This is a genomic window from Herbiconiux sp. VKM Ac-2851 (genome assembly GCF_013205105.1).
In the GTDB taxonomy this organism is placed as follows: Bacteria; Actinomycetota; Actinomycetes; order Actinomycetales; family Microbacteriaceae; genus Herbiconiux; species Herbiconiux flava.
Genome location: NZ_JABMLJ010000002.1, coordinates 525,677 through 542,239, shown reverse-complemented (window position 1 = coordinate 542,239; position 16,563 = coordinate 525,677). Strand labels below are relative to the sequence as shown.

General features: G+C 72.7%; 16 protein-coding genes. 7 read left to right on the top strand and 9 right to left on the bottom strand.

Annotated features, from left to right (window positions below; all coding sequences use genetic code 11):
- Positions 1-4: 4 nt before the first annotated feature.
- Positions 5-1,390 carry an MFS transporter gene (locus HQQ85_RS09245; RefSeq protein ID WP_254069303.1) on the bottom strand — a complete coding sequence of 462 codons (1,386 nt, stop codon included), beginning with the start codon at positions 1,388-1,390 and terminating at the stop codon, positions 5-7.
- A 61-nt stretch (positions 1,391-1,451) separates the two neighbouring features.
- On the opposite strand from HQQ85_RS09245, the gene HQQ85_RS09240 reads away from it, so the two are divergent.
- The 5 genes from HQQ85_RS09240 (at position 1,452) to HQQ85_RS09220 (ending at position 5,886) form a co-directional block, all read left to right on the top strand.
- Positions 1,452-2,255, top strand: coding sequence for a GntR family transcriptional regulator (locus HQQ85_RS09240; RefSeq protein WP_254069302.1), 804 nt, complete (start codon positions 1,452-1,454; stop codon positions 2,253-2,255).
- A gap of 127 nt (positions 2,256-2,382) precedes the next feature.
- The gene (locus HQQ85_RS09235; RefSeq protein WP_173182222.1) at positions 2,383-2,871 is read left to right on the top strand and encodes a histidine kinase; all 489 of its coding nucleotides are present in this window, start codon (positions 2,383-2,385) and stop codon (positions 2,869-2,871) included.
- 203 nt (positions 2,872-3,074) lie between these two features.
- On the top strand, positions 3,075-3,920 hold the full coding sequence (locus HQQ85_RS09230) for a DUF4097 family beta strand repeat-containing protein (RefSeq protein WP_173182221.1): 846 nt from the start codon (positions 3,075-3,077) through the stop codon (positions 3,918-3,920).
- Positions 3,917-5,032 carry an ATP-binding cassette domain-containing protein gene (locus tag HQQ85_RS09225; RefSeq protein WP_173182220.1) on the top strand — a complete coding sequence of 372 codons (1,116 nt, stop codon included), beginning with the start codon at positions 3,917-3,919 and terminating at the stop codon, positions 5,030-5,032. The genes HQQ85_RS09230 and HQQ85_RS09225 overlap by 4 nt, the downstream gene beginning before the upstream one ends.
- On the top strand, positions 5,029-5,886 hold the full coding sequence (locus tag HQQ85_RS09220; protein ID WP_173182219.1) for an ABC transporter permease: 858 nt from the start codon (positions 5,029-5,031) through the stop codon (positions 5,884-5,886). Before HQQ85_RS09225 ends, HQQ85_RS09220 begins: the two co-directional genes overlap by 4 nt.
- A 78-nt stretch (positions 5,887-5,964) precedes the next feature.
- Here the strand turns inward: HQQ85_RS09220 and HQQ85_RS09215 are convergent, their stop codons facing one another.
- The 8 genes from HQQ85_RS09215 to HQQ85_RS09180 all read right to left on the bottom strand — a co-directional run bounded on the left by HQQ85_RS09215 (position 5,965) and on the right by HQQ85_RS09180 (position 14,442).
- Complete coding sequence (locus HQQ85_RS09215) at positions 5,965-6,474, bottom strand: FBP domain-containing protein (protein WP_173182218.1); 510 nt, start codon at positions 6,472-6,474, stop codon at positions 5,965-5,967.
- 233 nt (positions 6,475-6,707) lie between these two features.
- Positions 6,708-6,863: a hypothetical protein gene (locus tag HQQ85_RS09210; protein WP_173182217.1), complete on the bottom strand. Its 156-nt coding sequence runs from the start codon at positions 6,861-6,863 to the stop codon at positions 6,708-6,710.
- A gap of 77 nt (positions 6,864-6,940) precedes the next feature.
- Complete coding sequence (locus tag HQQ85_RS09205; protein ID WP_173182216.1) at positions 6,941-9,070, bottom strand: hypothetical protein; 2,130 nt, start codon at positions 9,068-9,070, stop codon at positions 6,941-6,943.
- A 35-nt stretch (positions 9,071-9,105) separates the two neighbouring features.
- Positions 9,106-10,185: a glycosidase gene (locus HQQ85_RS09200; protein WP_216851595.1), complete on the bottom strand. Its 1,080-nt coding sequence runs from the start codon at positions 10,183-10,185 to the stop codon at positions 9,106-9,108.
- Positions 10,182-11,015 carry a carbohydrate ABC transporter permease gene (locus HQQ85_RS09195; RefSeq protein ID WP_173182891.1) on the bottom strand — a complete coding sequence of 278 codons (834 nt, stop codon included), beginning with the start codon at positions 11,013-11,015 and terminating at the stop codon, positions 10,182-10,184. The genes HQQ85_RS09200 and HQQ85_RS09195 overlap by 4 nt, the downstream gene beginning before the upstream one ends.
- Before the next feature lie 47 nt (positions 11,016-11,062).
- Positions 11,063-11,944: a carbohydrate ABC transporter permease gene (locus HQQ85_RS09190; protein ID WP_173182214.1), complete on the bottom strand. Its 882-nt coding sequence runs from the start codon at positions 11,942-11,944 to the stop codon at positions 11,063-11,065.
- A gap of 9 nt (positions 11,945-11,953) precedes the next feature.
- The gene (locus HQQ85_RS09185) at positions 11,954-13,273 is read right to left on the bottom strand and encodes an extracellular solute-binding protein (RefSeq protein ID WP_371741831.1); all 1,320 of its coding nucleotides are present in this window, start codon (positions 13,271-13,273) and stop codon (positions 11,954-11,956) included.
- A gap of 59 nt (positions 13,274-13,332) precedes the next feature.
- Positions 13,333-14,442: a LacI family DNA-binding transcriptional regulator gene (locus tag HQQ85_RS09180; protein WP_173182213.1), complete on the bottom strand. Its 1,110-nt coding sequence runs from the start codon at positions 14,440-14,442 to the stop codon at positions 13,333-13,335.
- A 220-nt stretch (positions 14,443-14,662) separates the two neighbouring features.
- Between HQQ85_RS09180 and HQQ85_RS09175 the strand changes: the two genes are divergently transcribed.
- Both HQQ85_RS09175 and HQQ85_RS20760 read left to right on the top strand, forming a co-directional pair.
- The gene (locus tag HQQ85_RS09175; RefSeq protein ID WP_173182212.1) at positions 14,663-15,925 is read left to right on the top strand and encodes an LCP family protein; all 1,263 of its coding nucleotides are present in this window, start codon (positions 14,663-14,665) and stop codon (positions 15,923-15,925) included.
- Positions 15,926-16,068: 143 nt separating this feature from the next.
- Positions 16,069-16,560: a DUF4190 domain-containing protein gene (locus tag HQQ85_RS20760; RefSeq protein WP_216851594.1), complete on the top strand. Its 492-nt coding sequence runs from the start codon at positions 16,069-16,071 to the stop codon at positions 16,558-16,560.
- The last annotated feature ends 3 nt before the right edge of the window (positions 16,561-16,563 follow it).

Sequence of the window (16,563 nt, the reverse complement as noted above, 5' to 3'; positions counted from 1 at the left end):
CCGGTCAGAGGGCCGTGCGGTCGGCGTCGCGGCGAGGCACGAGGGGCAGCGCCGCGAGGGGCGCGAGCGCGACCAGCGCGAAGGCGAACGGGTAGCCGACGAGCGCGATCAGTGCGCCGACCCCCGGGCCGACGGCCGAGGCGGCCAGGAACTGGCCCGTGTTCTGCACGCCGAGCGCCCGCCCCGCCCACGCGGGGCCCGCGGCCTCGGCCACCGAGGTGAAGGCGAGACCGTTGTCGGCCACGCTGACCGTGGTGGCCAGCACGAAGACGATCGCCGCCGCGACCGTCAGCTGCAGTCCGCCGAGCACGGCCATCGCGGCGAGCAGCGCGATCCCGGCGAGGCAGACGGCGCGCAGCACGCGCACGCGGCTGCCGACCCGGTCGCTCAGGGCGCCGATCGCGATGCGGCCGCCGGCTCCCACGAACTGCGACACCGACACCACGAGCCCGGCGACGAGCGGTGCGACGCCGAGCCCGGCCACCAGCCAGAGCAGTCCGAACGTCGAGAGGGTGAACTGCGGCAGCACCAGCAGCACCGACACCGCGTGGATGCGCACCAAGAACCGATCGCGCCGGTAGGGGTTCGCCGGCTGCTCCCGCCCGGCTGCGAGGGCGGCGGGCGCCGGGGCGGGGCGGTCGCTGAGCGCACCGGCCGGGGCGGCGGGCGCGGCGGCGGCCGCGGTGGCGGGGCCCGACGCAGGGGCGGCCGGGGCGGCGGCCGTCGCGGCGGCAGCGCTGCCGGCGGCGGGCGCGGCGGCGGGCGCCGGGCGGGGCGGGTTGCGGATGCCCAGGGCGCAGCCCACCGCCAGGAGCGCCGTGGCGACCGCCGCCAGCGCGAGCGGCGCCCCGAAGCCCGCGGTCGCGGCGAGCGGAGGCACCACGAGTGCCGCGACGGCGGTGCCGAGCGGCTGCGCCATCTGGCGGATCCCCATCGCGAGCCCGCGCCGCTCCCGCGGGAACCAGCCCACGACGACCCGGCCGCTCGCCGAGTTGGTGCTCGCCGACGCCGCCCCGCCCAGCACGAGGAAGAGCACGAGCAGTCCGGGTGCCTCCAGTGCACCGGGCGCCGAAGCCGCCCACGCTGCCAGCGCGGCGAGCACGGCGGTGAGCGCGAGCCCGCCGGCGATCACGCCGCGCTCCCCGAGGCGGTCGGCGAGCGCACCCCACGCCACCAGCGTGAGCACCATGCCGATCGTCGGGGCCGCTGCGAGCCATCCGGCGGTGGTCAGGGCGACGCCTTGCTCGACGTGCAGATACGGGATCAGGAAGGCCGGGGCGCTGACGAGGAACGTGCCGGCCGATTGCCCGGCGAGCCCGAGGCCGAGCATCCGCCAGGCACCGGAGGGCACCGCGGCGCGCGGCGTTCGGACTGGCTGGGGCGGGGACATGGACGACTCCGTTCGAGTGGGGTACCGTGATGGTATACCAAGCGGCGAGGAGCGAGGCGACATGGCGGACGAGCGGCGGAGCCCGTACGGGGTGCTGCGGGCGGGCATCCTGAACCTGGATCAGGTGCCGGGCGAGCGACTGAGCGAACGCGGGCTCGAGGGTCTGTTGGGGGCGTCGCGCACGCCGATCCGGGCGGCGCTGATGCGGCTCGAGGCCGAGGGGCTCGTGCGACGGGAGGGGCGCGCGTGGCAGGTGACGCCGATCGACCTCACGGAGGTGCGGGCGGTCGCCGAGTACCGCGAGGCCGTCGAGGGTGCGATCGCCGTGCTGGCCGCGACCCGCGCCACCGCCGACGAACTCGAGGCGCTGGCCGAGCTCGCCCGCAGCGCGGGCCGAGACGCCGGCAACGCCGCTGACGGAGGCGGGGGCGCCGACGGTGAGGGCGCCGACGACGCCGCTGACCGAGGCGAGGGCCCCGACGGTGGGGGCGCCGGCAACCGCGGCGAGGGCGGCAGCGAGCAGGGCGACGACGAGGAAGCCGGCGTGCGTGCCGGCGACGCGTTCCACCTCGCGCTCGCCGGACTCAGCGGCAACCCGTTCCTCGTGCAGGCGATGCGCGACGTGCTCACGCGGCTCAGCCGCACGCGCTGGCTCGACGTGCGCACCGCCGAGTCGCGCGCCTCCGCCCGTCGGGAGCACCTCGCGATCGTCGAGGCGCTGGCCGCCCGCGACGGCGAGCGCGCCCGCGAGCTCGTCGTGGCGCACGGTCGGGGCACGCGCGACCGCATCCTCGCGCACCTCAGCGACGAGCGGCGACGGATGCGCGGCCGCGGCATCGCGATCGTAGAGACCACCCCGACCTGACCCCGGCGCGAGACGTAGGGGCCACCCCGCCGGTCTCACGCACCGCAAATTACCCATCACCCATCGTGACACCGCCTGACACCAGATTGGTGTTGACGTGACACTACAGTGGTGTCACACTGGTGACATGGACATCGGACAGTACGTCACCGAACTGCAGCGTCAGCTCGCCGACACCGCCGAGAACGGTTCGGACGAGACCCGGGCCGTCGCGGAACGGATCGCCGCCGGGCTCGACGCGGCGACGCGGATCGTGCTGCTCGACGCCCTGTCGGCCGCCGCCGGCGAGATCACGCGCGACCTCGCCCCCGGATCGGTCGACCTGCGTCTCCGCGGCCGCGAGGTCGAGTTCGTCGTCACCGCGCCCAGCGCCGAGGCCGAGCCCGACGAGCAGCCGGGTGCGGCGGTCGATCTCAACGACGCCAGCACCTCCCGCACCACGCTCCGCCTGCCCGACGCCCTGAAGGCCCAGGTCGACGACGCGGCGGCGGCCGACGGCCTGTCGGTCAACACCTGGCTGGTGCGGGCGATCGCCTCGGCCCTCCAGCCCAAGCAGCGCCGCTCGGCGCAGCGCAGCCTCCGCACCGGCGACAACTTCGCCGGCTGGGCGCGATAAACCCACCGCACCCACCCCACAAACCGCCCCGCCCCGCCCCGGTCGCCGCCTAAGCGGCATCCGCCTCACCACAGCCGTACCCACGCGGTCGGCCAGACCGCCGTCCCGGCCACCCGCCACCGCCGAGCCCCGCCCCGCCCACCGCGGGGTCGATCGGTCGCGCCATCCCTCACTCCCCCACGCCCAGAAAGGGTCGCTCCAGCATGCCTTCCTTCGACACCCCCTCCCCCATCGACCTCGCGATCGACCTGCCCGTCGGGGCGATCGACGTGGTCGCCTCCGACCGCGCCGACACCGTCGTGACGGTCACCCCCACCAATCCCGCCAAGGCCGTCGACCGGCGCGGCGCCGAGGAGACGCGGGTCGACTTCGACGGTACCCGCCTCACGATCACCGGCCCGAAGCCCCGCCTCAGCTGGATCGGCCCCACCGAATCGGTCGACCTCCGCGTCGAACTCCCGGCGGGTTCACGCCTGACCGCCGAGATCGCAGTCGGCGGCGTGAGCAGTTCGGGCCGGCTCGGCGCCACCCGGGTCAAGAGCTCCACCGGCTGGGTCGAGCTCGACACCACCGGCGACCTCTGGGCGCGTGCCGGGCACGGCAACGTCACGGTCGCCGCCGCGCACGGCTCGGCCGAGATCATCGCCGACCACGGGCAGATCCGGCTCGGGTCGGTGAGCGGGGACACCGTACTCAAGGCCTCGCACGGCACCGTCACGATCGGCGAATCCGGCGGCGACGTCGACGCGAAGCTCTCCTACGGCGACCTCGAGGTCACCCGGGCGCTCGCCTCGGTGACCGGCCGCACCGCCTACGGGAGCGTGCTGCTGCACGAGGTGTCGAGCGGCTCGATCCAGATCGACAGCGGCTACGGGCAGCTGACGGTCGGGGTTCGGCCGGGCATCCCGGCCTGGCTCGACCTCGCCTCGAAGGAGGGTCACGTGCGCAACGAGCTCGAGGGCGACCACGCCCCCGCGGCCGGAGAGCAGACCGTCGCGGTGCGCGCCCGCACCCAGTTCGGCGACATCACCATCCGGAGGGCCCGATGAACCGGCCGGCCGCCTCCGCATCGCGAGGTCCCGCCACCGCAGCGAGCACCTCCGCAGCGATCACCGCCGCAGCGAGCACCGCCACCGCACCCGCCATCGAGGTGCGCGGCCTCCGCAAGTCCTACGGCGAGCAGCTCGTGCTCGACGACATCGACCTCGCGGTGGCGCCCGGCACCGTCACCGCCCTGCTCGGCCCGAACGGCGCGGGCAAGACGACGGCCGTGCACATCCTCTCGACCCTGGTGCGACCGGATGCCGGTTCCGCCTCGGTCGCGGGCCACGACGTCGTGCGGGCCACGGCCGCGGTGCGCGCATCCATCGGTCTGACCGGCCAGTTCTCGGCAGTGGACACCCTGCTCACCGGCGAGGAGAACCTGCTGCTGATGGGCCGCCTGCGCCACCTCGGCCGCCGCGCCGCGAAGGCCCGCGCCGCCGAGCTGCTCGAGCGCTTCGACCTCGTCGAGGCCGCCCGCAAGCCGCTCGCCACCTACTCGGGCGGCATGCAGCGGAGGCTCGACCTCGCGATGACCCTCGTCGAGCGGCCCGCCGTGATCTTCCTCGACGAGCCGACGACCGGTCTCGACCCGCGCAGCCGCCGCACGCTCTGGGGCATCGTGCGCGAGCTCGTCGCCGAGGGCACGACCGTGCTGCTCACCACGCAGTACCTCGACGAGGCCGACGCCCTGGCCGACCGCATCGCGGTGCTCGACGGCGGCCGCATCGTCGCCGAGGGCACGCCCGAGGAGCTGAAGCGGCTCGTGCCCGGCGGTCACCTCCGGCTGCGATTCGCGGATGCTCCCGCCCACGACTCAGCCGCGGCCCTGCTCCCCGGCGCCACGCGCGACGACGCGTCCCTCGTGCTGACCGTTCCGAGCGACGGCGGCACGGGCACCCTCCGCACCGTGCTCGACCGCCTCGACGCGGCCGGACTCGCGGTGGACGACCTGAGCATCCACACCCCCGACCTCGACGACGTGTTCTTCGCGCTGACCGGCGCCGGAACCACCAGCCCCGCCCCCACGACGGCCGACGCCGCCACCGCCGCCGCCACCGCCACCGCCACCGCCACGACGGCCGATGCCGCCACCGCCACGAAGGGACCCGCATCATGACCGCCACCGCCACCACCCGGCGGGCCGCATCCGGCCCCGCATCCGGCCCCGCATCCGGCCCCGGCCGCTCCCACGTGGTCGCCGACGCGGTCACCATGCTCGACCGCACGATGCTGCACATGGTGCGCTACCCCGGTCTGTCGATCTTCACGATCATCGGCCCGGTCGTCATCCTGCTGCTGTTCGTGTTCGTGCTCGGCGGCACCCTCGGCGCGGGTCTGCCCGGAGTCGACCCGGCGGCCGGGCGGGAGGCCTACCTCGCCTACGTGCTGCCGGGCATCCTGGCCATCACCATCGCGGGCACGGCCGGCGGCACCGCCACCACCGTCTCGATGGACATGACCCAGGGCATCACCGCCCGCTTCCGCACCATGGCGGTCGCGCGCGCCTCGGTGCTCGCGGGGCACGTGCTCGGCAACACGATCCAGGCGCTGATCGCCGTGGCCCTCGTGCTCGGGGTGGGGCTCGCGATCGGCTTCCGGCCGACGGCCGGGCCGCTGGAGTGGCTGGCCGTCGCGGGGGTGCTCGCTCTCACGGCGTTCGCGATCAACTGGCTCGGCGTCGCGATGGGGATGCAGGCGAAGTCGGTCGAGACAGCGAGCAACCTGCCGCTCGTGCTGACCTTCCTGCCCTTCCTCGGCAGCGGCTTCGTGCCCGCCGAGTCGATGCCGGGCTGGCTGCAGGGCTTCGCGGCCTACCAGCCGTTCACGCCGATCATCGAGACCCTGCGCGGGCTGCTGCTCGGCACGCCGCTCGGCTGGAACCCGGTGCTCGCGGTCGGCTGGTGCCTCGTGCTCGCCGTGGGCGGGTACGTGTGGTCGCGCATCCTGTACGAGCGCCGCTCGGTTCGCTGAACGGCGGCCGCCCGCTGCACGACGGCCCCGGATGCCCGCCCGAGCGGTGGGCGTCCGGGGCCGTTCGGCGTGCCGGCGTCAGGCGCTGTCGCGGATGGCGAGCGCGAACGCCCGCACGTGCATCCGGAGCCCTTCGATGCGCTGCAGCCGCGCCGCGTCGCGATCGAAGCCCGGATAGGCGAGCGGCGGCAGCTTGCGAACATTGGCCGAGCACTGGAACTCGTCGCAGACGAGCGCGCCGACCGTGTCGCCGTTGCGCCCGGCCCGCCCGCCGCGCTTGGCGCCGAAGAACACGACGTCGTTCGGCAACGTGACGTCGTCGCACCAGGAGCACTGCGGCCGGCTGCGGGCCGAGGCCTCGGCCTGCCGCAGCAGCACGCCGACGGGGTCGCCGTCGACGTCGGCCACGACGTAGCCGAGCTGGGGCTGCCGGCGGTCGCGCCAGCCGAGGTAGTCGAGGTCGTCCCAGCGGAGCTCGGCGAGGGCACCCGGGCCGCCGGCCGCGCCGGGCAGCACGATGCCGGCCCGCTCGCGCTGGGAGGTGTTGACGAAGGAGGCGCGCAGCTGCGCCTCGGTGAAGGGGGTCATGGTCATCCTGTTCCAGTCGCCCGGGCACGCGGCCGCGGGCTGGTCTCGTTCAGGGCGCGGCGGGAGGCCGCGCCCGGCGGCACCGGGGTGCCGAAGGTGCGCGAGAGGGAACGGCTCTATCTGCCGCCGGCCGAGCGGCCGACGACCTCCTGCCGGCCCGAGGCCGTGAGAGGTGCCCGCGAAGGGCGTGAGATGAGCGGATGCACGACGAGCAGTTTACGCCTGCACCGACGTCACACGGCCGTCCACTTCTCGTTCGGGCCGAGGGCGGGCGCCGTGGCGCAGCCGGCACGGACAGGAGCACGGCGGTAGCCGTCGCGCAGCACGGTGATCACGGAGGCGACGACCGCGACGGCCGCCAGGACGAGGAGCACGAAGAAGAATGTCATGGCAGTAACGCTATGGAAGGGGCAGTCCCGCCACGAGTGGCAGGACTGCCCCAGTCCGTGCATTTACTGCCAATCGGTCAGTCGGTCGACAGCGCCAGCGCGAACCCGGCCCCCGGCAGGCTCACCGTGGTGGGCCCGTCGATCGACTGCGTGGCGACCAGCGCCCCGCTGCCGTCGTAGACGCTCAGGGTCTGCGCGATGCCGGTCGTGCCGACCACCGCATCCTGAGCCGAGGCGAGCGAGTTCTGCACCAGCGCCGCCGAGCCGCCACCGGCGCCCGAGGCACTGAGGCTCGACACGGTCGGCCGCACGAGCAGCGCGTCGACCTTCGTCTCGCCGCCGATCCCGCGCACGGTCAGAGCCGAGGTGCCCGCCGGCACGAGCCGGTCGAGCGCCACCGGCAGCAGGGCGCCGGGGACGGCGGTGATGCCCTGCGGCCCCACCTCGGCCTTCACCGTGCCGAGCGGCTTGTTCCCCGCCTTCCACTGCGACTTGGGCGTCGGGGTGGTGCCGCCCTTCTCGACCTGCCACAGCACCGGCTCCACGATGCGGGCCGCCGCCTGACCCGAGGCCGGCGCTGGCAGTGCGATGCTCGCCGTCTGCCCCTTCGCCACCGCGAGGTACGAGCCGCTCCACGAGGACTCCCCCGTCCAGCTCGACTCCGGGGTCACGACCGTGCCGCCCGATCCGGCGGTCTCGGCCTCGACAACGGTGAGCCCGTCGCGGGCCTCGAGCGTGCTGAGCGAGGTCGCCAGCGCCGCGACGTCGGGATGGGCATCCAGCGCCAGCATCGACAGCAGCCCGTGGATCGTCGACTCGGCGCCCGAGTTGCGGTTGATCGACCCGTCGGGCTGGATACCGTCGTAGGTCACCCCCGTCGCCGGGTCGTACATCGGCTCGGCCGCGGGGTTGAGCCCGAAGAACCAGGCCGCCTGCACTCCCGCGAGGTCGGCGAGGCCCGGCAGGCCGGCCGCGTCGGCCGTCGCGAGCAGGTTCTGCACGCGCGAGTCGGCGCCGTACGCGATCTGCACCCGCTCGGTGAGCGAGGGGTACCAGCCGTTGTCGGGCCCGCCCGCGGTCAGCAGCGTCGGCGCGAACTGGGCGCTCTCGACGATCGCGGGCGCCCGAAGGCTCTCGTCGTCCAGGGCGACGGATGCGCGCGCCAGGGCTCCCGCCATCTGCGACGACCAGGCGTGCCACATCGACCGCGACTCCGCCCAGGGCAGTGCCGCACCGTAGGGCCACGACTGGGCGGCGTCCCCGCTCGAACCCGCCCCGCCGGAGCCGCGTGCCGCCTCCCCCGAGGCACCTGCGGTGATGCCGGCGTACGCCGCGACGCCCTCGGCGAGCTTCGCCGTGCTGTCGCGCACGGCCTCGTCGTCGGGAGCGGCCTCGATGTAGGCCGAGAGTCCGAGCACGGCCTCGGCCGTGGCATCCGCCCCGTTCACGATCAGCCAGGCCGGCACCTCGACGCCGTCGGCCTGCTCGTACTCGCCGTAGCGATCGAGCACCTCGCGGTCGACCGCGGCGACACCGAGCTGCAGGCGCTGCTGCAGGAAGGCCGCGAACGCCGGGTCGCTGTCGCGGAAGGCCGCGTAGCCCTCCCCGAGGGCCCAGAGCGAGCGGGCCAGCCAGTAGCTCTCCTCGGAATCGCTCGGGTCGGGCAGCTCGACCGGCTCGGCGCTCGGGTTGAGCGCGCCGTCGGGCTGCATCCAGAGCACGACGTTGCCGGCGTCGGGGCCCGTCGTGGTCTGGAAGTAGGCGAGCGCGCGCAGTACCTCGTAGGCCTTCTCGCGACTGGCCTCGTCACCCGTCTGCTGCCAGTGCCGCAGGTAGACCACGGCGGCGCGGGAGACGTCGTCGCTGTTGAAGGCACCCTGGCCGTAGTCGCCCGTGGCGGGGTCGAGGGGCCCACCACCGACGCGCTCGAAGGTGCCGCCGTCGCGGGCGTCGGCGTAGGTCCAGGGCAGCGTGAGCGACGGGTCGGCGTCGAGCCGGTAGCTCGTGTGCCCCTCGACCGCGGCCGGGCTCACCTCGTCGAGCAGGAAGTCGAGGTGCGCGGTGTTGGTCAGCGCACCCGGCGGGCTCCCGGCGGCCGGGGTGCCGGGAGCCGCCGACGCGGGGGCCGCGACGGCCGCACCCCCCGCCACCAGCGCCAGGGCCGCCAGGGCGGCCGTCGTTCGTCTCGTTCTCAGCGTGATCGTCATCGAATGCGCCTTCCAGTGAGGGGGGGTGGGTCGGTCTAGGTGTGCAGCAGCCGGGCGACGCCGATCTTCGAGTCGGCCATGCCGTAGAAGACGAAGTGCTGCCCGTCGATCTCCTCGATCGCGGTGGGGAAGACGACATTCGGCACGATGCCGCTGCGCTCCTCCTCGGTCTCGGGCGCCAGCAGCGGCACGGCCGTGCGGGCGATCACTCTCGAGGGGTCGTCGCCGTCGAGCAGGATGGCGCCGGCGGCGTAGTTCACCTTCTGCTGCTGCGCGAAGGCGTTGTCGATCACGCCGGTGACACCGTGGTGGATGAGCAGCCAGCCCTCGGGCACCCGGAGGGGTGCCGGCCCGCCGCCGATCTTCACCTCCTCGAAGTCGAACTCGGGGCCCGCGAGGAAGCGGTGCCGCGTCCAGCGGGTGAGCTCGGCGAGGTCGCGCTCGACGGCCTCCACAGGCACGTAGCTGATCCAGATACTCTGCCGCGCATCCGTCACCCCCGCCGGAAGGCGCACGCCCTCGCCGGGCCGCGTCTCGCCGAGGTCCCACATGGGGCGGTGCAGCACCGCGTACGACGGGGTGCCGTCGGGGGCGGTGACGGGCTCGGGGAAGAACACCGTGTCCTTGTTGTGGAACAGGCCGAGGTCGATGTCGAGGGCGTCGTCGTAGGCGAAGGTGACGGGGCCGAGGCGGCGCCATTCGCGCAGGTCGTCCGACACGGCGATCGCGGTGCGCGGGCCGAGCGGACCGTAGGCGACGTAGGTCATGACGTGCAGGCCGAGCGCCGGGACGAAGGTCACCCGCGGGTCCTCGACGCCGGCGTTGTTCGCGCCGCGTTCGAAGCCGCGGTCGGGGGCCAGCACGACCCCCTCGCGCTCGACGCCGGCCGGCACCCCGTCGTCGGAGATGACGACGCGGGCGAGGCCGACCCGCGAGACATTGCCGGTGGCGACGAGCCGGGGCAGCAGGTACAGGGCGCCCGAGGCGTCGTGGCCGGAGCCGGGGTTCAGCACCCCCTCGGCCTCCAGCTCGTTGCCGGGCTCCGGCTCCATCACGATGCCGGCGCGCTCGAGGCGGTAGGGGACGTTCGTCGAGGTGGTGGTGGGCATGGTCATCCTTTCACTCCGGATCCGAGTTCGTTCGACACGAAGTAGCGCTGGAACACGATGAACAGCACGACCACCGGGGCCGCGAGCACCACCGCGCCGGCGAGGATCGCGCCGAAGGGGTTGTCGGTCGACGCTGCGACCGTGGAGATGTAGTTGGCGAGGGACACGGCGAGCGGCTGCAGCGACGCGTCCTTGGTGATGAGGAACGGCCAGAGGAACTCGTTCCAGGGGCCGATGAAGGTGAGCAGCACGGCGGTCACCAGCGCGGGCCGCACGAGCGGCAGCGCCACGCTCCAGAGCAGGCGCAGCTCGCCCGCCCCGTCGATCCGGGCCGCCTCGAACAGCTCCTTCGGCAGCTGCAGGAAGTACTGCCGGAAGATGATCACCGCGGTGGAGTTGATGGCGAACGGCAGGATCATGCCGAGGTGCGTGTCGGCGAGACCGTAGTCCCGGGCGATCAGCACGTACAGCGGGATCTGCAGCAGCTGGAACGGGATGACCTGCACCAGCAGCACCAGTGCGAACGTGGCCTTGCGACCCCGCCACTCCAGCATCGCGAGGGCGTAGCCGACGAGCACCCCGAACACCACGGTGCACAGCAGCACGCCGCCGGTGAAGATGCCCGAGTTGACCAGCCCGCTGACGAGATCGATCCGCTCGTTGACGTTCACGAAGTTGTCGAACGAGAGGTTCGACGGGTTCGGGAACGCCCCGGCGAGCGTGGGGTCGGGCTTGGTCTGCAGCGCCCCGACCACCATGTAGTAGAAGGGGAACAGGAACACCACGGCGCCGAGCGCGAGCACGACCCCGCGCAGCACCGTCTGGAAGCGGCTCATGCCGCCGACCCTCGCCCGACGGGTGGCGGGTGCCTTCTGGACAGTCGTCATGACTCCCTCTCCCCGACGAAGCGGTTCTGGATGAACGCGATCACGAGCACCCCGAGCACCAGCACGATGCCGATGGCCGAGGCCACGTCGGGCTGGCCCTGCTGGATGCCCAGCTGGTACATCATCAGCACCGGCGACGCCGAGGCGCCGTTCGGTCCGCCGCCCGCGGTGAGCAGGTACGGCTCGGTGAACAGGTTGGCGCCGGTGACGGTGGAGATCAGCAGCACCAGCAGGGTCGCCGGCCGCACGCCCGGCACGGTGACCGAGAAGAACTGCCGGATCTTGCCGCCGCCGTCCATCTCGGCCGATTCGTACAGCTCCTTAGGAACGTTCTGCAGCGCGGCGAGGTACAGCAGGATGTAGAACCCCAGCTGCTTCCACGTCACGTACAGGGCGATGATCGGCATCGCCAGCTTGTCGTTGATCAGCCACGACGGGTCGGGTGCCAGCGGGCCGAGCATGCTGTTCACCAGCCCGTTGCCGTTGAACAGGAACAGCCACACCGCCACCACCGCGACGCTCGCCGTGACGTAGGGAACGTAGTAGCTGACCCGCAGGAAGGTGCGGGCGTGCACCACCTTGTTCAGCGCCGTCGCGAGCAGCAGCGCCAGCACCACGGTCAGCGGCACGTTGATGATCAGGAAGACACCGACGTTGCCGAACGAGCGGATGACCGCGGGGTTCGAGAAGGCGGCGACGTAGTTGTCCAGCCCCACGAAGGGACGGGCCGGTTCCGCGCCGGGGGCGGCGAAGAAGAAGTCGTGGAACGAGATCCACACCGCGTAGACGATGGGGAAGGCGAACACGACCATCACGAACGCCAGGTACGGCGAGCTGAACAGCAGGCCGAGCGGCTGCCGGCCGAGGATGCGCTTCATCAGCGCCTCCTACGGCTGGGTGGCGAGAGTATCGACGCTGGCGGCCGCGTCGTCGAGGGCGGTCTTCACGTCGCCCTCGCCGAAGATGACCGCCTTGCTCCACGCGTCGCGGAAGGTCTGCATCATCTGCACCGTGTTCGGTCCGGCCGGCACCTCGACGGTGCGGCTGGCCTGGTCGCCGAAGGCCACGTAGGCCGGGTTGGCGGCGAAGTAGTCGGCGTAGACGGTCGGCAGGTCCTGACGGAGCGGCATCTGGCCGGTCGCCTCGAGGAACTGGCCGTCCTGCTCCTGGCTGGTCGCGAACTTCAGCACCTCCCAGGCGGTGCCCTTGTTCTCGCAGGCCGAGAACAGGCCGATGTTCTTGGCGTCGCTGAAGGTCCAGGTCTCATCCGCCGGGGTGCCCTCGGGGGTCGGCACCGGGACTGAACCGAAGTTCACGCCCTCGTAGACCGAGATCGCCCACGGTCCGACGATGGCCATCGCGGCCTGGGCGTCGGCGAAGGAGTCGCCCTGGTACTGCTCCTGGCCCGAGAGGCCCTGGTCGTAGAGGTCGCGCCAGAACTGGGCCACCTCGTAGCCGGCGTCGTCGGCGAAGGTGGCCTTGCCGTCCTCGACGAGCTGGGTGCCGCCGGTCGCCGCCGCGTAGAGCGGGTAGAAGTCGAACTGCATCTGGAAGAACTCGCTCGTGGGAGCCGGCTGGATCGCGTACGGGGCGACCCCCGCATCCACCAGCTTCTTCGAGGTCGCCAGGAAGTCGTCGTAGGTCGACAGCGGCGGGTTCTCGGCGTCGATGCCGGCCTTCGCGAAGAGGTCCTTGTTGTAGAAGATGACCACGGGGTTCGACTTCCAGGGGAACTGGAAGTAGTCGCCGTCGGCGTTCTGGTACTGCTTCGCGAGGTCGCCGGACCGCTCCTCGATGTAGGAGGAGCCGTCGGGGAAGTCGGAGAGGTTCACCAGCCCGCCCTGCTTCTCGAACTGGCCGACCGCGCTCGGCGCGGTGTTCAGCACGAGGCACGGGGCGTTGCCGGCGGTGATGGCGGCGCCGATCACCTCTTCGCTCGACTTGCCGGCGGGGATCTCCTGGGCGGTGACCTCCTCGTCGGGATGCTCGGCGTTCCACGCCTCGACCATCTGCTTGCCCCAGCCGACCTCGGCCTCGTTGTTGGAGTACCAGATGGTGATCGGACCGGTGGCGGTCAGGTCGTCGGACGAGGCGCTTCCGCCTCCGCCGCCCGAGCAGGCGGTTAGGGCGAGGCCCGCCGCCACGGTCGCCGCGAGGGCGATGGTGCGGCGCGGGGTGATCCTCCTCGGCACTGAGGGGTTCTTCACGATGTGCTCCTTTCGGTGGCGGCGTCGTCGCCGCGATTCGGTGGGCCCCGGAGGGCGGTTCAGTGGGTGCTCGGCACGGGGCCGGAGGGGGCGGGCACGGGGCCCGTGGGGCTCGGCACGGAGCTGGTGGAGGCGCGCACGACGAGCCGCGCCGGAGGCAGGGCGACGTCGCCGGCCGAGCCGGTGGCGACGAGCTGCAGCAGCGTGCGCGCGGCCTGCTCGCCCCAGACGAGCGGGTCGGAGCGCACCGAGGTGACGGAGGGGAAGACGTAGCGGGCGAGCTCGGAGTCGTCGAAGCCGGCGACCGAGAGGTCGCGCGGCACCCGCAGCCCGCGCTCGTGCGCTATGCCGATGCCGGCGATGGCCATCGGGTCGTTGCCGAACACGATCGCGGTGGGCGGGTCGGCGAGGTCGAGCAGCCGCTCGGTGGCGGCGGCGCCCTCGGCCGCCGTGAAGTCGGTCTCGACGACGATCGGCGCCGGGCAGCCCGCCTCGGCCAGCGTGCCGGCGAAGGCGGCGTCGCGGCGGGTCGCGTGCATCATGCGGCGCGGGCCGATGACGTGGGCGATGCGGCGGTGGCCGAGCTCCGCGAGGTGGCGGGCGAGCTCCACCACGCCCGGGGTGTCGTCGAGCACGACGGAGGGGAACGGATGCGCGGTGCCGCCCGACCCGTCGGCCGACGTCGAGGCGCCGGCCCGTGCATCCGGATCACCCAGGGTCACGGCCGGCATGCCGAGCGACTGCAGCAGCGGGATGCGGGGATCGTCGTGCCGCAGATCGGTGAGGAACATGCCGTCGACGCGGGCGTCGGAGGTGAAGGTGCGGTACACCGTCTCCTCGTGGGCGTCGTCGCCGACCACGCTCAGCACGAGCGCCCGGCCCTCGGCCGAGAGCACGCGCTCGACGCCGGCGATGAACGAGGGGAAGAACGGGTCGGCACCGAGGATCTCGGGGTCGCGGGCGATCACGAGGCCCAGGGCGTACGAGGTGCGGGTCGAGAGCGAGCGGGCGCTGAGGCTCGGCCGGTAGTCGAGCTCGCGGGCGACGTCGAGGATGCGGTCGCGGGTGTCGGGCGAGACGCCGGGACGGTCGTTGAGGGCGAACGAGACGAGGCCCTTGCTGACCCCTGCGGCTCGGGCGACATCGGTGATCGTGGCCTTGCGCTTCATCGTCCACCTCCTCGTGGTCGCCTCGACCGGTTTCGCTTCGAGCGCGATTGAACCGGTTTAGCTCGAAACTATACCGGTTTAGTCACCCCCGCAAGAGGGTCAGCACCCGAAATACCACCGCCGACACGGCGCGCACAGGCTGGGAGAATCCCCGATGGCGTGATAGGAGGCTCGGATATGATCGACCGCTGACCCCCGCACCACACCGAAGGACAGCCGCGTGAACGAGACCGACCGACGCCCCCGGCGCCCGAGTTCCGGCCCCGTGCGGCACGGCCGGCTGCGCAGCTCCTCCCCCGTCGCGACGGCCCTGAAGGGCCTCGCCGTGGTCGCGGCCGTCGCGCTCGTGAGCGTCGGCACCATCACCGCCTACGCGGTGAGCAGCGTCGCCACGCAGTTCACCTCCAACGCCGTCGACATCAGCAACGGCGAGGCGGCTCCGGCTCCGCCGCCCCTGCTCTCGGCCTTCGAGGGCGGCTTCAACATGCTGGTCATCGGCACCGACAACGACCCGAACCAGGGCGACAGCTTCGGCGAGCGCGACGCCACGCTGAACGACGTCAACATCCTGCTGCACGTCTCTGCCGACCACAAGAACGCCGTGGTCGTCAGCTTCCCGCGCGACCTGGTGATCTCGCACCCCGACTGCCAGGACCCGGAGACGGGCGAGACCTTCGACGCGATGAGCGCCCAGCCGCTGAACGACGCCTACGCGCGCGGCGGCATCGCCTGCGTCGCGAACACGGTCTCGAACCTCACGGGGCTCTCGATCCAGTACGCCGCCGCGACGTCCTTCGACGGCGTGATCGAAATGACCAACGCCGTCGGCGGCGTGCCCGTCTGCCTGACGGCCCCCATTTTCGACTCGGACTCCGGGCTCGACCTGCCGGCCGGTACCAGCGTGATCGAGGGCCAGATGGCGCTCGCCTTCCTGCGCAACCGGCACGGGGTCGGCGACGGCAGCGACCTCTCGCGCATCGGCTCGCAACAGCAGTACCTGTCCTCGCTCATGCGCACCATGAAGAGCGCCGACACCCTGAGCGACCTCGGCAAGCTCTACGGGCTCGCCCAGGCCGCCGCCTCGAACATCAAGCCCTCGCAGTCGCTCGCGAGCCCCGACGCCATGGTGTCGCTCGCGCTCACGCTGAAGGACGTCGACCTCAACAACATCGTCTTCGTGCAGTACCCCTCCGAGGAGGACCCTGACGACGTGAACAAGGTCGTACCGGCGCAGTACCTCGCCGACGCCATGTTCGCGAAGATCGTCGCCGACCAGCCGTTCACGCTGGGCGCCGACTCGACCACGACGGGATCGACCGTGGTCGAGGACCCGGCGGCCCCCGTCGAGCCGGCGCCCGACGCGACCGCCGCTCCCGACGCCACCGCGGCCCCCACCACCGACCCCACGGCCCCCGAGGTCATCGAGGGCCTGAAGGGGCAGACGGCCGCGCAGCAGACCTGCGCGAACCCGAACGACAACTGAGCTCGCGTCGTCGGCCGTGCGCCAGGGCGGATGACGGCAGTGCCCCGGTGCGACGTCCGGCACCATCGATCTCAGACCGGGGTACCACCGCGATGAGCCCGTGGTCCGATGAGCGGATGCACGGGCCTGCGTAGCGTCGAAGCATGACGACTTCGACCTCCACCCCCGACCAGACCACCTCCACGCAGACCACCGCGGTCATCCCCCTCGACGAGGCGGAGACCACCGGATCCGGTGCCACCGGCTCCGGTGCTCCCGCCTACTCGGCCGCGGCCGGCGGCTACGCCGGTGCCGGGCCGGCCACCGGGAACGGCGCGCCCGCCTTCCCCGGCCAGCCCGTCGCGGTGCAGCCGGCATCCGTTCTGCCCGCCCAGGCGCGCACCAACGTGCTGGGCATCATCACTCTCGTGCTCGGCGTGCTCGGCTTCGGCCTCGTGCCAGTGATCACCGGGCACATCGCGCTGAACCAGATCAAGCGCACCGGCGAGGACGGACGCGGGCTGACGCTCGCCGGCCTCATCCTGGGCTACGTGACGCTGGCCGGCTGGCTCCTCGTGGCGTTCTTCTGGGTCGCGGTCGCCGGCCTCGCCGTGATCGGTGCGGCCGCGGGCAGCGGCTACGGGTACGGCTACTAGGCC